Source organism: Arthrobacter sp. MYb23 (assembly GCF_002979775.1).
Taxonomy (GTDB): domain Bacteria; phylum Actinomycetota; class Actinomycetes; order Actinomycetales; family Micrococcaceae; genus Arthrobacter.
The window spans coordinates 233,708-255,106 of the sequence record NZ_PCPR01000002.1; the positions used below are offsets into that span (position 1 = coordinate 233,708).

The window sequence follows — 21,399 nt, forward strand, 5'->3', positions numbered from 1 at the left end:
AGTGAGGTCCCATGAGCACTGTCACGTTCAACTCAAACACCCTTCCGTCTTTCGTTGAGGATTCCATTGCAGAGGCTGCTGCGGCGGCACGTCCACTCGCCGCGGTCACAGGCGCTGAGCTGCAGGCTCCCCTGATTCAGGGTGGGCACGTCCGCTACGCCAACCTCGACTACGGCGCATCGGCTCCTGCCCTGACCATTGTCTCGGCCTACCTCAACGAGGTCCTTCCTTATTACGCCAGCGTTCACCGGGGAGCCGGGTACGCCTCCCAAATCAGCACCTCGGTGTACGAGAATTCGCGGAACATCGTCCGGGATTTCGTCGGCGGGCGGCCTGATGATTCCGTGATCTTCACACGCAACACCACGGATTCCTTGAACCTCCTGGCCGGATGCCTCCCGCAGGTGGACGGCGATTTTACCGGTGAGGTCCTCTACCTGGACATCGAGCACCACGCGAATCTTCTTCCCTGGCAAGGCGTTCCCCACCGCAGCGTGGTGGCGGCACCCACCTTGGCCGAAACGCTGGACAAACTCCGCAGTGAACTTGCCCAAGGCGGGGTCAGCCTGTTGGCCGTGACCGGCGCGTCGAACGTCACCGGGGAAATCCTTCCCATCGCGCGGCTCGCTTCCCTTGCCCACGAATACGGCGCAAGAATCGTGGTGGACGCCGCCCAGCTCGCACCGCACCGCCGGTTCAACATCACTGAGGCTGACGTCGACTATGTGGTTTTCTCCGGACACAAGCTCTACGCCCCCTTTGGCGCCGGCGTCGTGGTGGGCCGTCCGGACTGGCTCGACGCCGGGACTCCGCACCTGGCCGGGGGCGGCGCGGTTCGTGAAGCCCGCTTGGACTCGGTCAGCTGGGCCGCTGGACCTGCGCGACACGAGGGCGGCTCCCCCAACGTCCTGGGTGCCGCGACACTAGCACGGGCCACCCAGGTGCTGGCAGGGCTGGATCAGGACGCCTGGCACGCCCATGAGGCCGCCATCCGCACTTACCTGGTGACGGGCCTGGAGGCGATCGACGGCGTGACCGTGCACAAGATCTTCAATGACTCGCTGGACACCATCGGTGTGGTGAATTTCTCTGTAGAAGGATTCGACGCCGGTTTGGTTGCCGCTTATCTCGCGGCAGAGCACGGGGTGGGCCTGCGTGACGGCCGCTTCTGCGCGCACCCGCTCCTCAAGCGCCTCGGCCTTCCCTCGGGATCCTTGCGTGCCAGCTTCGGCGTCGGCTCCCGGTTGGAGGATGCCACCAGACTGCTCGCAGGCATCGAAGGACTCAAACGCGACGGACTTGGCTGGGACTACGTGGTGGACGAGGGCCGCTGGGTTCCGGCCAACGACCACCGCAGCTACCCCGAGTGGGCACCGAACACCCCGGGCACTGCGGGCGCAGCTCCTTGCACTGTCGACTAGAGCAGTGGCGGCCAAAGGCAATGCGGTAAATTCGTAGGGTACTTTTAGCCACCCTCTGAAGGAGTTCTGCGTGTCCCTGCCTTTCCAGGGCGCCGCGAGCGATGCTGCCGGCATCCCCGGACCAGCTGGACCGCGTGGCCCCAAGCTGCATGCCACCCGCAGGCTCGAACTTGGCCAGAGCTTTCAGGACGGCGGAGAACACTACCACCGCGTGCGCCCGGGGTATCCCACGGATTCAGTGGACTGGCTCGTTCCGGCGGGGGCACAATCTGCGGCTGACCTCGGAGCAGGCACAGGTAAGTTCACGGCACTCCTCATGGAACGCGGACTCGAAGTTGCCGCCGTTGATCCTTCCACGGACATGCTGGAGCAACTGCACAAGGCCTACCCCCACGTCATTGCCCAGGAGGGAACGGCAGAGGCAACTGGACTGGCGGACTCAGCATTCGACGTCGTCAGTGTTGCCCAAGCCTGGCATTGGTGCGAACCCTTCGCAGCGAGCACGGAGATCGCCCGTATCCTGCGGCCACACGGAGTCCTGGGGCTGATCTGGAATCAGCTGGACACTTCAATCCCCTGGGTACACCGGCTTTCGCGCATCATGCATGCGGGCGATGTCCATAAGCCCGGATTCAGGCCAGTCATCGGCCCTGAGTTCAGCGGCCTGGAATGCCACCTGACCACGTGGGAGGATGCAGTCACGCCGGAGGACATCATGGAACTCACCAAATCCCGCAGCTACTATCTCCGCGCTAACGACGCCACCCGCGCCAAAGTCATGGGGAACCTGACGTGGTACCTGTATGACCACCTCGGTCACGCCTCCGGCGAAGCCATCGGTTTGCCCTACATGACGCAAACCTGGCGGGCATTCAAGGTTCAAGGTTCAGCTCCACGGTAGGCTTGGGGTGTGAAGACCAGTACGCCCTCCTCCTCAATTGAGGACTACGTCAAGGTCATCTACTCCTACACGGAGTGGCAGGACAAGCCAATTACGTCGTCCCAGCTCGCCCAGCGCCTGGGAGTGGCCAATTCATCAGTGTCCGAGATGGTGCGCAAACTGAAGGACCAAGGCTTGGTTGACCACCAACCCTACAGCGCCATCCGGCTCACCTCAGATGGCATGCGCCTCGCGCTGTCCATGGTGCGCCGGCACCGCCTCATAGAGACGTACCTGGTGGAGGAACTTGGCTATAGCTGGGACGAAGTCCACGACGAAGCCGAGATGTTGGAACATGCGGTGTCCGATACTTTCATCGAACGCATGTCGGCCAAACTTGGCCATCCTGTCCGGGACCCGCATGGGGACCCGATTCCTTCGGCCGACGGTTCAGTTGAGTTGCCGCACGCCTACCGAATGATCGAGTTGGATCAGGGCCACTCGGGCCGTATCACGCGGATCAGCGACGAGAATCCTGACCTCCTCCGGTACCTGGCCTCGGAAGAGATCGCCTTGGACGCGCCGGTTGAAGTGGTGGGGCGTAAACCGTTCGGTGGTGCCCTGGTGGTGCGCATCGGCAGCGGAGCCCAAGGGCGCGAGTTCGACCTCGCGGACGAAATCACCTCGGCTTTGTGGGTCCAGAGCGCCGAAACACACGAAGGCTGTGTTCTTCCGGCCCGCTAAGCCTACTCATGACACCGGTCAGCCGCGCTGCCCGGCCGCACCGCCGTCGTCGTCTTCGGACGCTGCAGCAGGTTCGCCGACAGCTGGCGTGGTGCCTTCCTGCACAGGATTCCGGATCCCTACCGCCGACGCCAAGGCGCCGAAGAGGAACAGTCCCGCCGTCACCAGCAAGGCGTTGTAGAGGCCATCCCGGCTAAAGACCGGCCCCACAATGACCCCGGCGAAGGCTATGGAGATCAGACCCGCAATACGCGCTACGGCGTTGTTCACTGCCGAACCAATCCCTGCCTCCTCCGACGGGACAGCACCGAGGATGGCAGCGGTAAGAGGTGCCACCAAGGTCGCCAGGCCCAGGCCGAAGACTATTTGGCCCGGCAGCACCTGCGTCCAGTAGTTGAGCGGCTCCTGGACAGTCAACGACATCAGGAAACCCACCCCGCACAGCAGCGGCCCGAGTGTCATGAACCATCGTGGGCCGTATTTCCCCGCAAGGCCGCCAAAGTAGGAGGCACCCAGCATCAGGATGATGGTGCCGGGAAGCAGTGCCATACCCGCCACCGTGGCTCCCATGCCGCCCACCTGCTGCAGGTAGATACCCAACACGAAGAAGCCAAGGGAAATGGCGGCGTAGATGGCCAGGGTGGCGAGATTACCCCACGCAAAGTTGCGGATACCGAAGAGCCTGAGCGGCAACATGGGCTCAGCAGCCCGGGACTCGTGGATGAGGAACAGCACCATAGCTGCTATGCCTACCAAGAGCGGAACCCACACTTGAGGGCTGCTCCACCCCATCCTTCCCTGTTCAATAAACGCATACACCGCACCGCCCAAGCCCACCATGGCCAGGAAAGCTCCCAGGTAATCGATGCTTTTGCTCTTGTCCCTCGCAGCGTCGGACGCCCGGAGCCCGGCAAGCATGGGCCAAATGGCCACTGCGGGAATGACGTTGATGAAGAAGATGAACCGCCAGGAAAGCAAGTCCACAGCGACACCACCGATGAGCGGACCCACAATGGCCGCGGCGCTTGTCCAGCCGGACCACTGCCCAATGGCCTTCGACTGCGCCGGGCCTGAGAACGACGAGATGATCATGGCGAGCGAACTCGGAACCAGGAGGGCGCCCGCGATTCCCTGCAGTGCCCGGGAAACCACCAGCACTTCGCCGGTCCACGCCAAACCACACATCACCGAAGTCAGGGCGAAACCGGCCAGTCCCCACTCAAGGATCCTTGCTCTGCCAAAATGATCGGACAACGAGCCCGCTACCAGTATCAACGCCCCCAGCGTCAGCAGATACGCATCCACCACCCACTGTTGGATGACCAAGCCACCACCCAGTTCACGCCCGATGGCCGGGAGTGCGAGATTCACCACAAATCCATCAAGGATGGCAATGAATGAAGCCACTATTGCCACCACGAGGACGCGCCGTTGGAGCGGGGTACTCGGCAGCAGGGCCGCTGCGTCAGTCATGTGCACAGCCTACGCCGCGAAAGTCCCGTATCGTTGAATGGTGATTAGCAGACGTGATGCCGCATTGGCCCTGGATATTTCGATGGAAATGGCCCAGCGCCACGGCATTCCGTCCCGCCTCTCCGAGGCCGATCTCAGGGACATGCAGGACAACCCCCCGGCGTGGCTGGTACAGTCCCGGGCCAACCGCACCGGCAAGCGACCCGTCTGGGTTCACCTGACGTGTGCTGTGTGTGGATACACCGAGGCCGTTCGCCCCAAGAAGTGGTGGCCGGACTTTTCCTTCGTCTTCTGTGGCACCCACCGGAACAGCGAGCTCCCCGAACTCTTCCTCGGTGACGTCCGCAGCGAATATGAAGGCGTTGGCAGCAGATTTGTCGGCGTGGTGGACGTTCGCAAGGACTAGCCTGGACGAAACGGGCCAGGCCTAAGCTGGTGGACCCATTTCGGAGGGGACGGCAGTGAGCTTGAGCGTTTTCCCCTCTCGTAGTGCCGTCAGTGGGAAAGGCTGGCCGATAGCCTCGGCAAACAGCAGTTTCTGCAAGCTTTCAGCGCTCGATACCGCGCGGTCCAGCGCACGCAGCACCACATCTCCCGGTTGGAGTCCGGACAGCTCAGCCGGCGAGCCCGGGATAACCTCCACCACACGCAAGCCCTCCTTTTGGCCCGTCCGCACCACCGCACTGGCATCCAATGGTATGGGTGTGCTGACCAGGCCCAGATAAGCACGTCGCACCCGGCCGTATTTCAGCAGCGAGGCGATGATGCGTTGCGTTGTGGTGTTAACAGGTATTGCCAGTCCCAGCCCAAGACCAGCAACAGCCGTGTTGATACCAACGATGCGTCCCCTCGTATCAGCCAGCGCACCACCGGAGTTTCCTGGATTGAGTGCCGCATCGGTCTGAATGACGTCCTCGATCACACGCCTGTGCTCGCCCGCTCTGACGGGAATGGACCGCCCCAACCCGCTCACCACTCCAGCGGTTACTGACCCCGCCAGACCCAGCGGATTCCCCACGGCAATCACTAGCTGCCCCACCCTCAGCGTCTCTGCGTTGCCTAACAGAGCCGGCGGCGGGGCGGACTTCACTCCACGGACAATGGCGAGGTCGGAGAGCGGATCTGCGCCTACCAGCTCCACCTCCGTGTGCTTGCCGTCAGCGAACACAGCCCGGCCGGACCGGATGCCAGCCACCACGTGGGCATTGGTCAGCATGTACCCATCGCCGGTGAAGACCACAGCTGAACCGCTCCCTCCGCGAACCCGGCCTCGGCGGTCCGTACTCATCATCTCGACGGCGGCAACGTGGGGCGTCACTGACTCAGCAACGCGAATGACGATCTGCGAGTACGTGTCCAGTACTTCATCGTCACCCGCCCTCGGTTCTTCGAATGACGGATTCGTCGTCATGACGTGCCTCCTACCGCTGCTCGCTTCCAACGTCCGCAGGGCGTCTATCCACTACAACTGTCAAGCCCGCGCCGGTAGTCCGGAAGTCGCTACGCCGTAGGTGAACGTCGCTGCAGTCGGCAAAAAGAAAGCCCTCGGATCACAAGGATCCGAGGGCTTTCCGGGGTGGAGATGGGGGGAATTGAACCCCCGTCCGATGTCGTTTTGTCAGGGCTTCTCCGGGCGCAGTTCGCGTCGGAATTTCTCGGCCCCAGCCATCCTGCGAACAAGTGGCTGATCCGGGCCCAGTCATCTAAGAGTCCCGTTTACCTCAATGACGAAGGCAAACAGCAGTGGCTATCTAAATGACGCCAGGAACCGGGGCGATAGCAACCCCGGGCTGACGGACTGTCTTACTGCTTAGGCAGCGAGAGCGAAGTCAGTGCGCTTAGATTCGGCACTTATTGGTTTGCAGACAGCGTTTACGAGATAATTCTGCATCCTCGGCCCGCTTCACCTGTCGCGACTAACATCGTCGAAACCGATCATCCCCGTATTTTGTTACCAAACCCGGCAGGAGTTTTTAAGCTCCCATCGGACTACTCATCATAACGCATTCATCGGGTGGAACATTCCCCCGACACGTGCAGCCTAGCGTCGGTTGCGTTCCCGCAACTCTCGCAGCGATTCACGCTTGTCCTGCTGCTCACGCAGGGTCTGGCGCTTGTCGTAGTCTTTCTTGCCTCGCGCGATGGCGATTTCCACCTTGGCCCGGCCGTCAAGGAAGTAGAGCTGGAGAGGTACAACCGTGAATCCGGACTCCCGGATTTTCTGTGAGATCTTGTCCAGTTCGTCACGGTGCAGCAAGAGCTTGCGACGTCGGCGGGCGGCATGGTTGGTCCAGCTCCCCTGGTGATACTCGGGGATGTGGATGCCCTCCATCCACAGTTCGTCGTTGTAGAAGGTGCAGAAGCCATCAACCATAGAGGCATGACCTTCACGGAGGGACTTCACCTCTGTTCCCATGAGGGCAATGCCTGCCTCATAGGTATCCAGGACATGGTAGTTATGCCGGGCCTTCCGATTGGTGGCCACTACCTTACGGCCACTTTCCTTGGGCACGGTAGAACTCCTTGTTAGATGCGGATTTCAACTAGTGTACGCCAGCGCGGCGGAGCCTCCGCGCGCTATCCACACGCTAGAGGAGGGTCATAGGGTCCACTGCGGCACTGTTAAGCCAGGTTTCGAAGTGTGCGTGGCACCCTGTCGAGTTACCCGTGCTCCCCGAGTAGGCGATGAGTTGCCCCGCCGATACCTGCTGGCCATTCGCTACTACAATGCTGCTGTTGTGGTAGTAGATGGTGGTCAGTGAGTTGCCTTGCACCACGCCATGGGAGATTTTCACTCGCCATCCACCACCATCGGCCGAGTTCCAGCCCGAATTGAAGACTTCGCCTGCCGCTGCCGCATAGACAGGCGTGCCGCACGCCGCCCCGAAGTCGATCCCCGTGTGCATGTAGCCGCCGGTGCCATAGAAATCAATGGTGCCTGGTGGAGTTGCCCGCCAGCCGAATCCGGAGGTGATGGGAACAGCGCTTGCAAAGGGGTGACGAAGACCGAATGCTGACGGCGAACCGGCGGGCGGAGGAGAATACGGAGGCTCAGGAGGCGCAGGGCGTCCCTGGGCGGCTGCCGCAGCAGCGGCCGCAGCTGCAGCTGCTTCCGCAATCCGACGTTGTTCGGCTTCCCAAGCTTCCCGCAGCTTCCGGTCGCGCTCCACGATTTCGGCGGCGATCGTATTTTGTTCCGCCTTCACCTTGGCAAGGTTGGCTTCGATGCCGGGCTTGGCAGCTTGAAGCTGTCCGTTCAGGCGGGTGGTGTCCTCGATCAGCTTGTCGACTTCAGCTTTCTTGCTCGCAGCTTCATCCCTTGCCGACTTTTCCCGGTCCAGCGCGGCATCCGCCTTGCTCTTCAGATCCTGGATTTCCTCCTCGACAGCAACAAGCCTCGCCTGCGAGTTCACGTTGGTGGCGTTCTGCTGAGTGAGCTTAGTCATCGCCGCGTTTTGGCTTCGCATGGCCTGATCAGCCAAGTCCATGGACTCAGTCAGACTGCCGGTCTCGCTGGACCCGAACAGAAGCGCAATATTAGTGGGCACACCACCGGACTTGTAGGCCTGGGAAGCGATCTGGCCGATCAGCTTCTTGGTGTCAGTGATCTTCTGCTTATCGCTCTCCAGCTGCTCCGTAATCTTGGCCTTGTTCTGCTGGGCGAGCTCCACCCTCGCGGCAAGTGCCTCCACTTCCTTGACCGCACTTGCCACCCGTCCCTGTGCCTCGAGCAGGGCCTGCTGCGCGCCGGGAAGCCGCCCCTGGTAGATCACCAGGTCACCGGCGGCCTTTGCGATGTTTGAGTCAACGAACTCCAGTGAAGCCTGGACCCGGGCCGCTTCTGCTTCCAAGGCAGCTTGCTGGTCCTCCAAGCTGTCAGCTTGGGCAGTTGGAGCGCCGGACAGCAGACTGACCGCCAGGCCCACGGCAAGAACCGCCCCCAGAAACCGGGCATGGCCTGACGCAAAGCGCCGGCGCAGGGGGTTCGGGTCCAACGTGGTCATCAGGAGTCCTTTTCGCTTGTCAGCATGGCAGTTATTTCAGTCGGGGCGTGCACAGCTACACCTTCAGGTAACGCCGAAGGGTCAACAGTGAAGATATACCAGCCAGACCGGCGCCGAGAGCAACCAGCACCGGCGCGATCACCAGGACTTGGGTGGAAGAGATAAACGGCGTATTCAGGAACTGCCGGGACAAATCACCGTTGAGCCAGAAGTGCGCCATGAGCCAGAGCGTGACGGAGGCAAGGAGCGCCCCCACAACGGCGGCAATGACACCTTCAAGGATGAACGGCAATTGGATCACCATCTTTGACGCTCCCACCAGACGCATGATTCCCGTCTCCCGCCGTCGGCTGAACGCCGACAGCCTGATGGTTGTGGTGATCAGCAGGACCGCGCAGAAGATCATCACCGCCGCTACGCCTATGGCCGCAACTGATGCCCCATTCATCCACGAAAAGATGCGTTCCAGCACCTGCCGTTGGTCGCTGACCGTCTCAACACCGGGCTGCGAGGAAAAAGTCTCGCTGATGATTTCGTACTTTTCGGGGTTCTTCATGTTGATCCGGAAGGAAGCCGGCAGCTGGTCTTCAGAGACGGAGTCCACAATTGGCGAATTGGAGAACTGCTCTTTGAAATGCTTGTACGCCTCGGCTTGGGACTCAAACTGGAAATCGTTGATGTAAGGCTTGACTGCCGGGGATTCAAGCATCGCCTGAAGGTTCGCCTGCTGTTCCTTGGTGGCCGAACCCGAAGCGCAGCCGACCGCCGTCGAACCGTCATTGCAGAGGAAGACCGCCACCTGGACTTTGTCGTACCAGAAGCCCTTCATCTGGTTGATCTGCATCTGCAGCATTCCTGCCGCACCGACGAACGTCAGGGACACAAAAGTTACCAGGACCACGGAAATTACCATGGAGAGGTTCCGGCGCAAGCCACTGCCGATTTCCCCCAGGATGAACAAGAGCCTCACAGCTGTGCCCCCTGCGCGCGATTGAGTTCCTCGCCGCTGGCATCCCTCAATCGGCGCGACTCGCCAACCACCGGAATCATCGAGGTGTACAGTGCCTTGGCTTCGTCGCGAATGACCTTGCCGTTCTTGAGTTCCACCACGCGGCGGCGCATCTCGTTGACGATGTCGTCGTCGTGGGTTGCCATGACGACGGTGGTGCCGTTCTGGTTGATTTTGTCCAGGACTCCCATGATTCCCATCGAGGTAATGGGGTCCAGGTTTCCGGTCGGTTCGTCCGCCAGCAAAATGCCGGGGCGGTTTACGACGGCGCGCGCGATCGCCACGCGCTGCTGCTCGCCACCGGAGAGTTCATGGGGCATACGACGTTCTTTGCCCTCCAAGCCAACGGTCTTCAAGACCTCCGGCACCGTCTCCCGAATAATGGAGCGACTCTTACCGATCACCTGCATGGCAAAAGCCACATTCGCGAAGACGTTCTTCTGCGGGAGCAACCGGAAGTCCTGGAAGACAACGCCGATTCCGCGTCGGAGCTTCGGCACGCGCCAGCTCGATATGTTTGCAACGTTCTGCCCAGCCACGTACACGGAGCCGGACGAGGCTTTGTCCTCTTTCAGGATCAACCGAAGGAAGGTGGACTTGCCTGAGCCTGAGGCGCCCACCAGGAAGGTGAATTCGCCGCGGTTGATCTCAAGGCTCACAGAGTCGAGCGCCGGTCGGGCATTCTGCTCGTAGACCTTGGTGACATTCTCAAATCTGATCATGGCCCTTTAGAACCCCGCCGGACATGACGTAGCCGCCCAGTCCAACAGCCGGAGCACGGGCTTTCGATGGGGGAAGTGAGAGCACCGGCCACTCGACTATACGCACGAGTGAGCCGTGATTCCGCGGCTTTCAAAGGCGTGTCGCAGAATCCGAAGCATCACGTGGCCCAAGTCACGCCGCGCGTCTCCTAGTTGGCTGCCGCGTTTCGGTTGCCCGTACGCCAGCGAATGCCGGCGTCGATGAAGTCATCAATTTCCCCGTCAAGAACCGCCGAGGTGTTGCCCACCTCGTGTTCCGTCCGCAGGTCCTTGACCATTTGGTAGGGGTTGAGAACGTAGGAGCGCATTTGATCGCCCCATGACGCCTTGACGTCTCCGGCCAGTGCCTTCTTTTCCGCGTCCTGCTGTTCCTTTTTAACCAGCAGCAACCGCGATTGGAGGACACGCATGGCCGCTGCCCGGTTTTGAAGCTGCGATTTCTCATTCTGCATGGAGACCACAATGCCCGTAGGGATGTGCGTCAGCCTTACGGCGGAGTCGGTGGTGTTGACGGACTGACCACCAGGACCCGAGGAACGGAAGACGTCAACGCGGATCTCGTTATCCGGGATTTCGATCGAGTCTGTCTGCTCGATCAAGGGGATGACTTCAACTGCGGCGAAGGATGTTTGCCGGCGCCCCTGATTATCGAAGGGACTGATGCGGACCAGTCGGTGCGTGCCGGCTTCGACGCTCAAGGTACCGAAGGCGTATGGTGCCTTCACCTCGAAGGTGGCGGATTTCAAGCCTGCTTCTTCAGCGTAGGACGTGTCCATAACGGTGGTCGGATAGCCGTGGCGTTCCGCCCACCGCAAGTACATTCTCATCAGCATCTCGGCGAAATCGGCAGCATCGACGCCACCGGCCCCTGCCCTGATGGTGACTACAGCCTCACGCTCGTCATACTCCCCTGACAACAGGGTGGTTATTTCAAGCTCTGCAAGAGCCTTGCGGATGGACGAAAGTTCCTTGGCGGCTTCCGCCATGGAGTCCTCGTCGCCCTCGTCCTGGCCAAGTTCAACCAGGACTTCGAGGTCGTCAATCCGCGAATCAAGCCTGGACAGGCGCTCAACTTCAGACTGCCTGTGCGACAAACGTGAGGTGATGACTTGGGCGGAAGCAGGATCGTCCCAAAGGTCCGGAGCCCCGGCCTGCTCGCTCAGCTCAGCGATCTCAGCCTTGAGGGCATCAACATCGGTGACGTTCTCGATTGAGCTGTACGTTGCTCGAAGTGCGCGGATTTCCGCGGGAAAATCAATTTCAGCCATGATCATCCCAGCGTACGCTATCCGCTGCACTCCCTGACGGCTCCCCCAGCTATGCCGGCTGGTTGGCTCCCTGCCGTGCGGGTCACTCCTGGGTCAGTCGGGATCGGGCCGTTGCCTTCGCCTCGATCAAGATCCCTTCGGGCAGCAGAAAACTGATCAGGGGAGGGTGTACCACGGCGGTGAGGACTACTACCGCTGTGCCGCCGGGCTCGCTTCCGGTGCCTCCCGCGACTGCCAGGTCCTGTTGCCGCGAAGAGGCCCTGCTGGCTTCGAGGTACGAGTATGTTGCGGCCAGCACTCTCTCGTCCACCAAGGAAGTGGCAGGGATGGTGCTTCCCCCGATATCCCCCACCCTGTAGGAATCCGCAGCCGCGAGGGCCGCTCCGTCCGCCAAGGACAGCAGCTTCTTGTGCTCCAAGTACACCGCTGAGGCAGCCATCACCACGGAGGCAAGGAGAAGGGACAAGAGCACGAAGCCCACGACGAGAACGGTAATTTGGCCCTCTTCCCGTGGCCCACTTCTTGATGCGACCACCGTCACTGGTATCGCCCCACAACCTGCGATGCGGACGCACTGACTCGGCTTGCCTTCAACTGCAGCGAGTCCCCGAACGGCATCAGAGGCAACGAAACATCAAGATTCACCGTTACAGTCACCGTTGTCCCGGCCGACGAACAACCGGCACGGTCACACTCAATGGATACGGTGGCAGATTCGGGTGAATGGCCATAGTCCTTGAGGGCAACAAGCACGCTGCGCTCCGCAGCAATTCTCGCGCTGTCCGGGTCCGCTTGAGCCACGAAAACCTTGGCTGCCTGATCCGCAGCACCCACCACCGCAAACGAACCGCTTTGGATCTGGCCTACGGTCACCACGAAATAGACCACAGGAACCATGAGCAACAAGGCGAGAAACGTGAATTCCACTACGGCGCTACCCTGTTGCGCTTCAGAGTTCGGAGAGCTTTCAGCCGTGCTGCCGGAAGACCTGGCAGGCAAGCACAAGGCCTCCCTCACCCTGTGCCGAAAAGCTGTCACCCGCTCCTTCGATGACTCACCCCGGAAGATCAGCATGCCCTTTGACCTCCAATACTTCACTGGGTCCAATCAGGCCAACAACCGGCAGCGGGGCCCTGACCGTCACTTCCAAGGTTCGGATCCCATTAATAGTGATTTCAGTCGACGTGATGTCGCGGGCAAAGTCGCTGTTCAAGGCACCGCCGATCAACTCAGCAGTCCTGGCCCGGGCATCCATGAGCGAACGGTCCGATAACGCTCCGTACCGCGCTCCGGAAGCGGCTGCATCGATGAGTGTGTTCCGAACATGCAGGACCAACATGAGTTGAACAATCGACATAAAGAACAAGGTCAGCAATGCACCGACCAACACGAAGTCGACAACCGCTGATCCGCGCTCGTTCACGGTTGTGACCGGCACTAAGCGAGCTCGGTAGTGGTAGATCCATGCACGGATCTTCATCCCGCGTCTACTTGCCCACCTTGCTCATGGCCTGATTGAAGAGGTCGCTCAGCGCCGGAGTTGCGATGGCAAGAAGTCCTGCCACGAGAATCGCGGACATGAGGGTGATCATCACCCAGCCAGGTACATCACCACGCTCGGGATCATCCTGTGCGGGCAGCGCTCTCCGGGCCACAACGAACAACCAGGTAGAACAGAAGAGCAGGATGGAAACAACAGACAGTTTGATAGAAATTCGTTTCATGATTTTCCCCAAGGTATTTTGAGTAGTTGCTGACTTGGCGTGGCTTGTGAAAGTGCCGCAGGGCGGATCGGGGCTGGGGCGTTAAAGGCTCATTTCCAAAGCGGCGATGGCAGGGAAAGCGGCAAAGACAACAGTCAGCGGGAGCACGCCGAAGACGAGCGGAACCATCATGGCAATCTCTTTTCGCCCCGCGGACTCCATGAGGTCCCGCTGTGCGGCATCGCGAACGTCCGCTGCCTGCGACCGCAGGACGTCTGCCAAGGGAGTCCCGCGCTCCACAGCCACCACCAGGCCGTCGATGAACCTGACCAGAGGTGGCAGCTCCGCCCTTGATGAGAAAGCCTGGAGCGCTTCCGTCAGCGGCTTACCGGATCGGGTATCCGCCAGGATCGTGGCGAACTCCCCGGAGAGCTCACCGTGGGAGCTCCGGCTCACCCTGTCCATCGCGCCCATTGCGCTCTCCCCTGCTGCGACAGCGAGCGCCATCAGCTCCGCGAGGCTGGGAAACTCAGATAGCATCCTTGACTCCCGCCGTTTGATCGACTGCCCCAAGAGATAGTCGCGAAGCAAGTAGCCGCCCAATGCGCTGCCGATGACGGAGATGCATGACACGGCCGGGCTGAAGCGGCCGGCCGTGGCGCCCGCGACAACCACGAGCACAGCAAGCACAAAAGCGACACCGGCCCAAAGGAGCTGCTCGGCCCGAAAGTCCAGTGTTGATTTAGTTGAACCGGCTCGGACAAGCCGCTTCGCCAGGGCCGTGGACCCCACATTGAAGCGGGACATGGAGGTGATGACATCGCGGATGATCGGTCGGAGTATTCGTTCCAACGGCCCAAACGGCGTGAGGTTGTGCGTGGGCCTGCGGAGAAGGCGCGATTCGAGATTCTGCGACTTCAACTGAGGTTCGATCCGATCGGAGAATCTCCGGCCCCGCAGAAACGGGAGCCGCACCAGGATCAACCAGCATCCGGCACCCAGAAGCAGGCCGCACAGCACGGCCAAAGCGGTTGACGTGTTCACCCGAAAACCCGCTCATCCTCTGGCAAGGCGCCGACGCGAAGCATCACGGAGTAGCAGAAAACAGAAACCAGGAGGCCTCCAAGCAACACCATGGCACCAAGGCCGGAGTTGAAAGCCAGCATGGCTTCAGGCCGGCTGGCCATGACCACTAAAACGATCCAGGGCGCAGCTACAGCAAGCCGAGCTGCATTGATGGTCCACGACTGACGGGCTTCAAGCTCGCTGCGTGTCCGCGCGCTATCACGCAGGAAGCCCGACAAAGTTCCCAACATTCGCCCGAGGTCGGAGCCACCAACTTCGCGGGTCATTCGCAAGGCCTCAATGATGCGGTCGGCCACGGGATCTGCAAGGCGTTCTTTGAGTTTGTTCACTGCGGCCTCAAAATTACCGGCGGCTCTGTAGTCGGCCCCGAAATCCAGGAACAACTCCCTTAATTCCTCAGGCCCGTTGTGTCCCAGCTGGATCAGCGCCTCCGGCAGTGCGAGGCCGGCACGGATCGCGGAGCGCAAGTGGTCCACTACGTCCGGCCACAGCTGCCGTAGCGCATTCCTGCGCTTTCGCGCCCGCCAACGCACCGTTGCAAAAGGAGTCCATGAACCGAAAAGTGCAAAACACAGGGCAACTGGCGGGGATCCTGTCAGGACATAGAACACAAGCAGCGCAAAGAGGCCAATTCCGGCGCAGGTGAGTAGGAGTCCGCCACCGGAGACTTTCTCGATTCCTGCTGACATCAGAAGAAGGTCCAAGCGTCGGGGCCTCTTTCTTTTTGGCTCAGAAGGTGGTTGGACCCACGCGGACCACCACACGAGGAATACTCCTAGACCACCGACGACCCCGAGGAGCGGCGCCATCAGTTCGACTCCAGGAGGGCAGCGACGTCGAAGCCTGCCCGGGCAAACTTTTCCGCTGCCGGCATGGAGTTGGCCCGCGGCTGTAGTTGCCCCGCAACCATTCCGAAGACACCAGAGGACTCGATGATCCCGTTCTCCACCCTGCTTCCCAGGGACAGGATTTCGGTCACTTGCCTGCGCCCGGTGGCATGGCGCCCGCAGTGCACCACGAGGTCGATGCAGGACGCGACAGTGGGCACTACGAAAGAACTCGAAATGTTCGCCCCGGCCAGGAGCGGGAGGGTGCAGATCTTAGTGACGGCGTCATGCGCGGAGTTTGCGTGCACGGTACACATCCCGGGCAAGCCGGAAATCGTTGAGTAACTACAAAGCCGCCGGTTCCTCTACGTCATTCTCGGCGCCTACACCGCAGCATGAGCCCGCGATGAACGCAAAACGATATATTGGCAGAATGAGCACACATTCGACTGGGACCGGCCCCAGTTCACCCTCTTGGCCCAGTGCCGATGAAGTCGGAAAGCAAGTCGTCCGAATGGAGCGGGAGGAAACATTTCTTGCATGGGTGGGTCGACGCGAGAAATTGATACGGATCGCAACAGAGGTGGATAAAGCACTTGTCGCTGCGTATAAGGATTTGCTCACCGAACGGGATCTGCACCCAGAGACGGTTGTGGAGGATCGAGAAGAGGCCGACAAGCTGGCGCGATTGCTTCAGCCCTCGGTTACCGTCATAGCTGGGAAGGGGCGCATCAAAAGGAGTGGCAATCTCGAGGCGATTCTAAATGATATGGACGCACGTGAAATCGAATGCATAACCATCGGCAACGGTGACCGTCACAGGTCACCAGGAACCCTCCCGGGGATCTTCATTCAATTTGGCGAAGAGGGCCCACGATTTCTCCTATTTGACCGCGATGTCGTGCAACTTAAGGTCAGTGGCCCTGACCGCCAGTGGATAGGCGGGGTCTTCGATAATCTCGCAACGGAGCTTCGCAAAGATGTGCCCTGGTGGGCACCGTTGCGGTCCACGTTTGCCGCCATTCTGATCGGATTGTTTGTTTTCGGCAGCGCGACTCAGTTGCTCTACACAATGACGCCGGAGCCGCCGCAGTCTGAGGACATAAACGCTGGCACTTTGATCATTTTGCGACTCATGACAGTTCTAATAATGGCCTTCGTGGGGTACATGATCGCGCGCCCCGCACTACGCCGCATATTTCCAGCAGTCGAAGTTCTGGAAGCCGGTGCAAGCCCACGTGGTCGTCAGGTGCTGGCAGTAACGGTCGGCATTCTATCCTTTGCGCTGGGCGTCGCCGGTGTAGTGCTGGGCGTCTTGGCCCTCTAGCCGTCATAAGCAGAGACGCCTTCCAAAGTCGTGCACGCCCGAACTACGTTGAAACGCAGCTCAGATTCCTAGGACCCCGACAGGTGCGGCGGGGGTCCGAACTCGCCAATCACCCTTTCCCACATCTCCCCTGGGTTGAAGGCCATGAGATTGTCGGGCAACTCCGCCTCCTGTCCCTGACGCATAGTTTCAAGGGAGATCACGAAGTAGAGGTAGAAGATGCCCACTCCCCGAGGAAAAGCTGTTGCACGAGTAGCGGCCCTCGCGAGAGGCGTCTCTGAGTCCTGGTCCGTGCGCTTCAGCCAAAGGGCGACGAAAGCGTGGATGTGTCTCGCCCATTGATAAATAGCGATCCGAACATCGTCGATGGTGCGCAACCGCAGTTGTCGTAGTTGTCGAACCCGATGCTCAACGGTCAAATTGTCCGCGAAGGTGTCAAGGAGGACTACATTCGCAATGTCTGCAAGCGCTTTATCCAGACCTTCAATTGTTGAATCTTTTCTAATGATCGACGACAACGTAGCGACATCCAGATCCATATCCTTATCCGCCGACCTACTTTCAGCGGCCCTGTCGGCCCGCTCCTCGTAGGTGTTCAGCTCTTTGCGCAGAGACTGGAACTCATAGTCCACAAGTTCCAACACTCCGGCCAGCATCGAGAATCTGCGCCGCATTGGCTCTGGTATTGTCTCCGCCTTGTACCCGATATCGTGCTCGATCTCAGCCCATGCATGCTGCAGCACGGTGCGAATCTGCACTTCAAACCGCAAGTTCTTGAACCGTGCGTACTCCGCCAGAGTCGCCCGCTCGTCGCCTAGCCACGCAACACGGTGAACAGAGCGGTAGCCAAACTCTTTAGGCCCCAGTTTGTCCTTCTTGTCTTCAGACTTGTTTGGGTCAGGGCGGAACTCCTCATCGATGATCCCCGCCACTCGCTCAACTTCTTCGGCGAAGTAGCAGGTGATTCTCAGTCCCAACAAATCGTGGAGGTCTTCGTATCCTCCATAGGTCCCATCCGAAGTATCGACCTTCAGCCTGGCGCTTCTCTCTGCCTTCACCCGATGATCGATGGTGTGAACGTCAACACCATGGTGCTTGAGCGTCTCCCTTAGCAACCCCTTAAGAGCGGAGCCAAATTCCTCCATCCCCGCCACGGCATCCGCATAACTGCTCAACTTTGCCCCCTGTTTTCCCATGGAATTGAGGATAGCCCGCATTAGCACGCCAACGTGATCACGACTGAGCTGGACGGGTTGTCGGGCGCCAACCCGGGGTAGCTTAAAGCACAGTGCGAGTCCGGCACCTTAGGATGCTTCTTCAACCGAATGGGCACTATGCCGATAATGTAGCAACCGCACGGCGTCATCCTGGCTCGTGACAACTCATAGGTAATGCACAAGGGAGCCTCGCTGGTGAAGGGGCAGATCGAGGATATGAAAACGAACCAAGCGCCCGTGTCTGTCGATAACCCCACGGCAGTGGTAGTGGACACCAATGCCTTTCACCAGGGAAAGCTAACTCAAGGGGCCATAAGGTCACTTGAGACGCTCACGGACCTGGGCCTACATGTAATCGTTCCAGACATCGTTTGTCGAGAACTGGCTAGCCACGCCTGGCAGGACTATCAGCAGGCAAAGGAACTCCTCCATTTGTCCGACATAGGTGTGGAGGGAATTGAAACTGCGGAGAAGATATACAACAACTTCGTCAGCAAGATCAGAGGGACGGGGGCTTCGGTGGGCGAATCCCCCCACGACTTCTATCGGAACAGCATTCATGCGCAGATACTAAGGACCCCTCCCGCGTCGGCCAAAGGTGACGTCACCACGGGGGCGGTGGACTTCATGGTCTACTGCCACGCCTTCGAAGCGACGGGTCGTTTCGCTACAGTCGCTGTCGTCACTTCTGACAAGGTGCTCCGAAACTCTCTGGCAGGGAAGCCGGGCATTCAAGTGTTCGCTGACTTCGCAACCGTGCGGAAGGGCGGTGTGTCTCACATGCGTCTGGGCATCCAGGAGGTCTTAGAGCCGCTGAGCTATCTTCTATCCAAAGACTTCCAAGAAAATATTTCGAAGGAAGTCCTCTCAAGTGAACCCACGCCTCTGAGTGTTGTTGGCGTTGGGGACATCTTGCGCCTAAATGAGACCGACCTCATCGCCTATGTGGATCTTGAAGTACCCACCTACCTGAGTAGCACGGGTGAATTTCTCGGTAGAAACGTAGAGCGCTGGCAGGTCACGCTGGCCGGTGCAAGCTATGCAATCGGCAACACTAGCCGAATCAGCACTGATGCAGTGTCGCTATGGAGTCCCGACATCATCCACATTGACGATTACCTCTCCACGGAGCTGAGCATGATTCCCTCAGTGCTCAGGCCAGTGCCTCACTCTGACTTCGTGAATGACCAAAAGACCCCCGTCACATACTCAGATAACACCGGTTCCAATGTGGAGTTTTTCCTGGGCGAAAACTGTCTCGCTTCAGTCCAACACTCTCAGTTCACTGTGGCGCACGAGTACGAGCATGACGGTGACAAGTACATCGAAAATAGGCTGTATACCGACATCTCAGTAACGGATGATGGGCTGAAAGCAACGCGCCTGTCCAAAGGTATGCTCGCGCGCCTCGTTACGACAAAGGCCTTGGAGCTTTTACGCCAGTGCTACGAAGACTGACGTCCTTTTCAGGGGGTTACTGAGACTGGGCGCTCACCACGCGAGAGGCGCACTTATCGTGCGCAGCTCCCGCAATGAGTGCTCTCATGCGCTCCCACCTCGGACGTGTCAAGTGTACAAATCACGGCCCACGCAGGGGGCTCCTACGAAGCCGGCCTTCGGATTGCTCTACCCACAACGGGTGGCCGGCAGGGAGCCAATGGTCGTCATGGGCGGCAGATGCGCCGATGCCCATGCTGAGGTCAACCGCCAAACGCACCCGCCTTCTACGGTTTTCGGACTGGTGCAAAGAACCCGCATATAGAGCAGCTGGATCGGGCTGAGATCATCGATACGATAGCTTGAACCGTAAGGGCACGGTCGGCACGGCAACTTTGGCACTCTAACTATCCGGAATCCCCCTAATTAGAATCTCGGCGCCACGAGACGCCGAATCCTTATGGTTTCGGAGCGACTCGGATTCCAGCACTCGCCGCCATGCTGCAATCGAGTACTGAACTGAGTCCTTCCAATATTCGAAAGCAAGTGCGTATGGGAACGTGTCGGCCCCACCATGCACGAGTCTGCTTCGCTTTTCATACATCTTCTTTGCTCTCTTGAAGAACCCGACTCTTTCGTCGGGATCATTGGGGTGCAGGACGTGCGCAAGAGAACCGCACACTCGTAGCATGGTCTCGCCGGCTGCGCCGAAGAGGTTCTCCCAAACTATGACCGCGTCAATAAAGCCGTCATACGGGTGGTGCCTCTCGTTCACGGCAGAGATGAGCCGCTCTTGGCCCGTATAGAGGGCCTCGGGCGCCTTTGCGACCAGCTCGTACCAATGGTCAATTGGAGCCTCGTCTATCTCCTCAAGCGCACGGGAGAAGTACAGCGTAGGTCGCCACGGCGACGTCGCCTGGCTTTGGACGTGTCCAGATTGGCCGGGATTCGACCAAGTGAGGAATGATTGGCCTACGGCCAACGTTTCGCCTTCTTTAGAACTCAAGAGCACAGCCATGCGTGCATGGCTTATCTTGCGCAGTAGTGCTTCCTGGAACTCAGTACTCGTGGAGAGCATAGATTCAACAGGCTCCGTAATGCCATCACTGCTCGCCGCAATTTCCATCATGCGGACTTGAATAGGCACTTCGAGAACAACTGAGTCGCTGGCCCAATGCCCGACGAGCGTACTCTCGGGGCAAGTCTGCCGTCTTAGCGTGCACTCTCCCAGCTTTATCTCATGCACCCCCTCGCCGAGAGTGACACCCGGACAGCCCGCGATCGCTTGTAGGGTTGCTTCTTTCCTCTGAGCCAAGTTCCGAGTCGTGGCTAGAGTGTCGCGGACTGACTCGACATACGACTCTAGCTCCGTTTTTTCGGGCCTCAGGGCACCATTCGCCTTCCTCAGAATTGTTGCTACCAGTGTGGCAAATTCGATTGAACCGCGGCTTCCGTCACTCCAGCGCATATATGACTGGAGGCCGTTCGGATCTGCTGGGTTCGGATTCGGGTCGCTGGTGAACTTTGCTTGCGGAAAAAGCCCCATGAGTGGCTCGTTGGGCTGAAAAATCAGATCGTTCGCTTTTTGCCTGAGCGGATGAGAATAGACCTGGCCAGCAAGCACCATGGTCGACTCAGGTCCGGAGCCGAGCAGGTGCAAAGGGAACGCATCAATGGCCAGTCCCGAGACGACTTCTTCCAGCGGGTCAGTTGCCTCAGTGATTGGCACCGGCCCTCCAGACTTTAGATGAAGTTCCGTAGCCCAACTGTGACCCAACTCGGGGTCGTAACTACAGAATCTCGTTGCAAGGTCTTGCGTGCGAAGGACTCCTGATCGTCCCTGACGGTGCCCATCGCCGGCTCGGTCAATAACGACGGCCGCCAACTCGAGTTGCTTCGGCGAAAACTCAGAGGCAGACCAAACGTTGTCAACGCCGAGAAGGAATCTCACCAGCGGCTCGCCGAGGTACACAACCAATTGCTGCCAGGCAGCAACGTTCAATATCGATGGGCTCAAGTGCTATCCAATCCAGAGGAAACTGTGGCCCCCGCCTGCATGCGTCAAGGAAGCCGGCAACTCGGAGAGACCCTCACACATGATATGCACTAAGTCGACAAGCAACCGTTGAAAACACCTAGGGACGTGCTGGCGTATCCCATCCGAGAGTTAGCTCAATTCCGTCGCACTGTTTCCCACTCAGACCCGACTATCCGCCAGGGCCGTCGATGACGCTAAAGAAGG

21 protein-coding genes, 1 other RNA gene and 1 pseudogene are annotated in these 21,399 nt (G+C 59.6%); 6 read left to right on the top strand and 17 right to left on the bottom strand.

Going from position 1 to position 21,399, the window contains the following annotated elements; genetic code table 11:
• Positions 1-11: 11 nt before the first annotated feature.
• The 3 genes from CQ020_RS03485 to CQ020_RS03495 all read left to right on the top strand — a co-directional run bounded on the left by CQ020_RS03485 (position 12) and on the right by CQ020_RS03495 (position 3,045).
• A complete protein-coding gene (locus tag CQ020_RS03485; RefSeq protein WP_105690567.1) occupies positions 12-1,421 on the top strand; it encodes an aminotransferase class V-fold PLP-dependent enzyme in 1,410 nt (469 codons plus the stop codon).
• Positions 1,422-1,497: 76 nt separating this feature from the next.
• Positions 1,498-2,322, top strand: coding sequence for a class I SAM-dependent methyltransferase (locus CQ020_RS03490; RefSeq protein ID WP_258141713.1), 825 nt, complete (start codon positions 1,498-1,500; stop codon positions 2,320-2,322).
• Positions 2,323-2,331: 9 nt separating this feature from the next.
• Positions 2,332-3,045 carry a metal-dependent transcriptional regulator gene (locus CQ020_RS03495; protein ID WP_105690569.1) on the top strand — a complete coding sequence of 238 codons (714 nt, stop codon included), beginning with the start codon at positions 2,332-2,334 and terminating at the stop codon, positions 3,043-3,045.
• Positions 3,046-3,063: 18 nt separating this feature from the next.
• On the opposite strand, the gene CQ020_RS03500 is transcribed toward CQ020_RS03495, so the two are convergent.
• Entirely contained in the window at positions 3,064-4,524 is a 1,461-nt protein-coding gene (locus tag CQ020_RS03500; RefSeq protein WP_105690570.1) for an MFS transporter, read from the bottom strand.
• A 31-nt stretch (positions 4,525-4,555) separates the two neighbouring features.
• Here CQ020_RS03500 and CQ020_RS03505 point away from each other — a divergent pair, with 31 nt between their 5' ends.
• Positions 4,556-4,924, top strand: coding sequence for a hypothetical protein (locus CQ020_RS03505; protein ID WP_257613859.1), 369 nt, complete (start codon positions 4,556-4,558; stop codon positions 4,922-4,924).
• 21 nt (positions 4,925-4,945) lie between these two features.
• Here CQ020_RS03505 and CQ020_RS03510 read toward each other — a convergent pair whose 3' ends face one another.
• The 14 genes and pseudogenes from CQ020_RS03510 to CQ020_RS03575 all read right to left on the bottom strand — a co-directional run.
• Positions 4,946-5,929, bottom strand: a complete 984-nt coding sequence (locus CQ020_RS03510; RefSeq protein WP_105690571.1) for a S1C family serine protease — start codon at positions 5,927-5,929, stop codon at positions 4,946-4,948.
• Between the two features lie 163 nt (positions 5,930-6,092).
• Positions 6,093-6,461: a transfer-messenger RNA gene (gene ssrA, locus CQ020_RS03515) on the bottom strand.
• A 98-nt stretch (positions 6,462-6,559) separates the two neighbouring features.
• Positions 6,560-7,030 carry an SsrA-binding protein SmpB gene (smpB, locus tag CQ020_RS03520; protein ID WP_017198498.1) on the bottom strand — a complete coding sequence of 157 codons (471 nt, stop codon included), beginning with the start codon at positions 7,028-7,030 and terminating at the stop codon, positions 6,560-6,562.
• A 76-nt stretch (positions 7,031-7,106) separates the two neighbouring features.
• On the bottom strand, positions 7,107-8,522 hold the full coding sequence (locus tag CQ020_RS03525) for a M23 family metallopeptidase (RefSeq protein WP_105690572.1): 1,416 nt from the start codon (positions 8,520-8,522) through the stop codon (positions 7,107-7,109).
• 55 nt (positions 8,523-8,577) lie between these two features.
• Positions 8,578-9,492 (bottom strand): permease-like cell division protein FtsX, encoded by a 915-nt coding sequence (gene ftsX, locus CQ020_RS03530; protein ID WP_024817336.1) that lies wholly within the window; start codon positions 9,490-9,492, stop codon positions 8,578-8,580.
• A complete protein-coding gene (ftsE, locus tag CQ020_RS03535; protein WP_017198501.1) occupies positions 9,489-10,253 on the bottom strand; it encodes a cell division ATP-binding protein FtsE in 765 nt (254 codons plus the stop codon). Before ftsE ends, ftsX begins: the two co-directional genes overlap by 4 nt.
• A 188-nt stretch (positions 10,254-10,441) precedes the next feature.
• Positions 10,442-11,560 (bottom strand): peptide chain release factor 2, encoded by a 1,119-nt coding sequence (prfB, locus tag CQ020_RS03540; protein ID WP_105690781.1) that lies wholly within the window; start codon positions 11,558-11,560, stop codon positions 10,442-10,444.
• 82 nt (positions 11,561-11,642) lie between these two features.
• Positions 11,643-12,101: a pilus assembly protein TadG-related protein gene (locus tag CQ020_RS03545; protein ID WP_105690573.1), complete on the bottom strand. Its 459-nt coding sequence runs from the start codon at positions 12,099-12,101 to the stop codon at positions 11,643-11,645.
• Positions 12,098-12,487 (bottom strand): hypothetical protein, encoded by a 390-nt coding sequence (locus CQ020_RS03550; protein ID WP_308727305.1) that lies wholly within the window; start codon positions 12,485-12,487, stop codon positions 12,098-12,100. The genes CQ020_RS03545 and CQ020_RS03550 overlap by 4 nt, the downstream gene beginning before the upstream one ends.
• A 127-nt stretch (positions 12,488-12,614) precedes the next feature.
• Positions 12,615-13,040 (bottom strand): TadE family protein, encoded by a 426-nt coding sequence (locus tag CQ020_RS03555; RefSeq protein ID WP_105690575.1) that lies wholly within the window; start codon positions 13,038-13,040, stop codon positions 12,615-12,617.
• Between the two features lie 7 nt (positions 13,041-13,047).
• Positions 13,048-13,284: a hypothetical protein gene (locus CQ020_RS03560; RefSeq protein ID WP_105690576.1), complete on the bottom strand. Its 237-nt coding sequence runs from the start codon at positions 13,282-13,284 to the stop codon at positions 13,048-13,050.
• An 81-nt stretch (positions 13,285-13,365) separates the two neighbouring features.
• A complete protein-coding gene (locus CQ020_RS03565; RefSeq protein ID WP_105690577.1) occupies positions 13,366-14,307 on the bottom strand; it encodes a type II secretion system F family protein in 942 nt (313 codons plus the stop codon).
• On the bottom strand, positions 14,304-15,158 hold the full coding sequence (locus CQ020_RS03570; protein ID WP_105690578.1) for a type II secretion system F family protein: 855 nt from the start codon (positions 15,156-15,158) through the stop codon (positions 14,304-14,306). The genes CQ020_RS03565 and CQ020_RS03570 overlap by 4 nt, the downstream gene beginning before the upstream one ends.
• Positions 15,158-15,508, bottom strand: a pseudogene (locus CQ020_RS03575) (CpaF family protein); the annotation flags it as partial. The pseudogene CQ020_RS03575 and the gene CQ020_RS03570, both read right to left, overlap by 1 nt.
• A gap of 182 nt (positions 15,509-15,690) precedes the next feature.
• On the opposite strand from CQ020_RS03575, the gene CQ020_RS03580 reads away from it, so the two are divergent.
• The gene (locus tag CQ020_RS03580) at positions 15,691-16,503 is read left to right on the top strand and encodes a hypothetical protein (protein WP_105690579.1); all 813 of its coding nucleotides are present in this window, start codon (positions 15,691-15,693) and stop codon (positions 16,501-16,503) included.
• A gap of 68 nt (positions 16,504-16,571) precedes the next feature.
• On the opposite strand, the gene CQ020_RS03585 is transcribed toward CQ020_RS03580, so the two are convergent.
• Positions 16,572-17,699, bottom strand: coding sequence for a GTP pyrophosphokinase family protein (locus tag CQ020_RS03585; protein ID WP_181151737.1), 1,128 nt, complete (start codon positions 17,697-17,699; stop codon positions 16,572-16,574).
• Between the two features lie 195 nt (positions 17,700-17,894).
• Between CQ020_RS03585 and CQ020_RS03590 the strand changes: the two genes are divergently transcribed.
• Positions 17,895-19,178: a hypothetical protein gene (locus CQ020_RS03590; RefSeq protein WP_146116601.1), complete on the top strand. Its 1,284-nt coding sequence runs from the start codon at positions 17,895-17,897 to the stop codon at positions 19,176-19,178.
• 382 nt (positions 19,179-19,560) lie between these two features.
• On the opposite strand, the gene CQ020_RS03595 is transcribed toward CQ020_RS03590, so the two are convergent.
• Entirely contained in the window at positions 19,561-20,886 is a 1,326-nt protein-coding gene (locus CQ020_RS03595) for a HEPN domain-containing protein (protein ID WP_146116602.1), read from the bottom strand.
• Between the last annotated feature and the right edge of the window lie 513 nt (positions 20,887-21,399).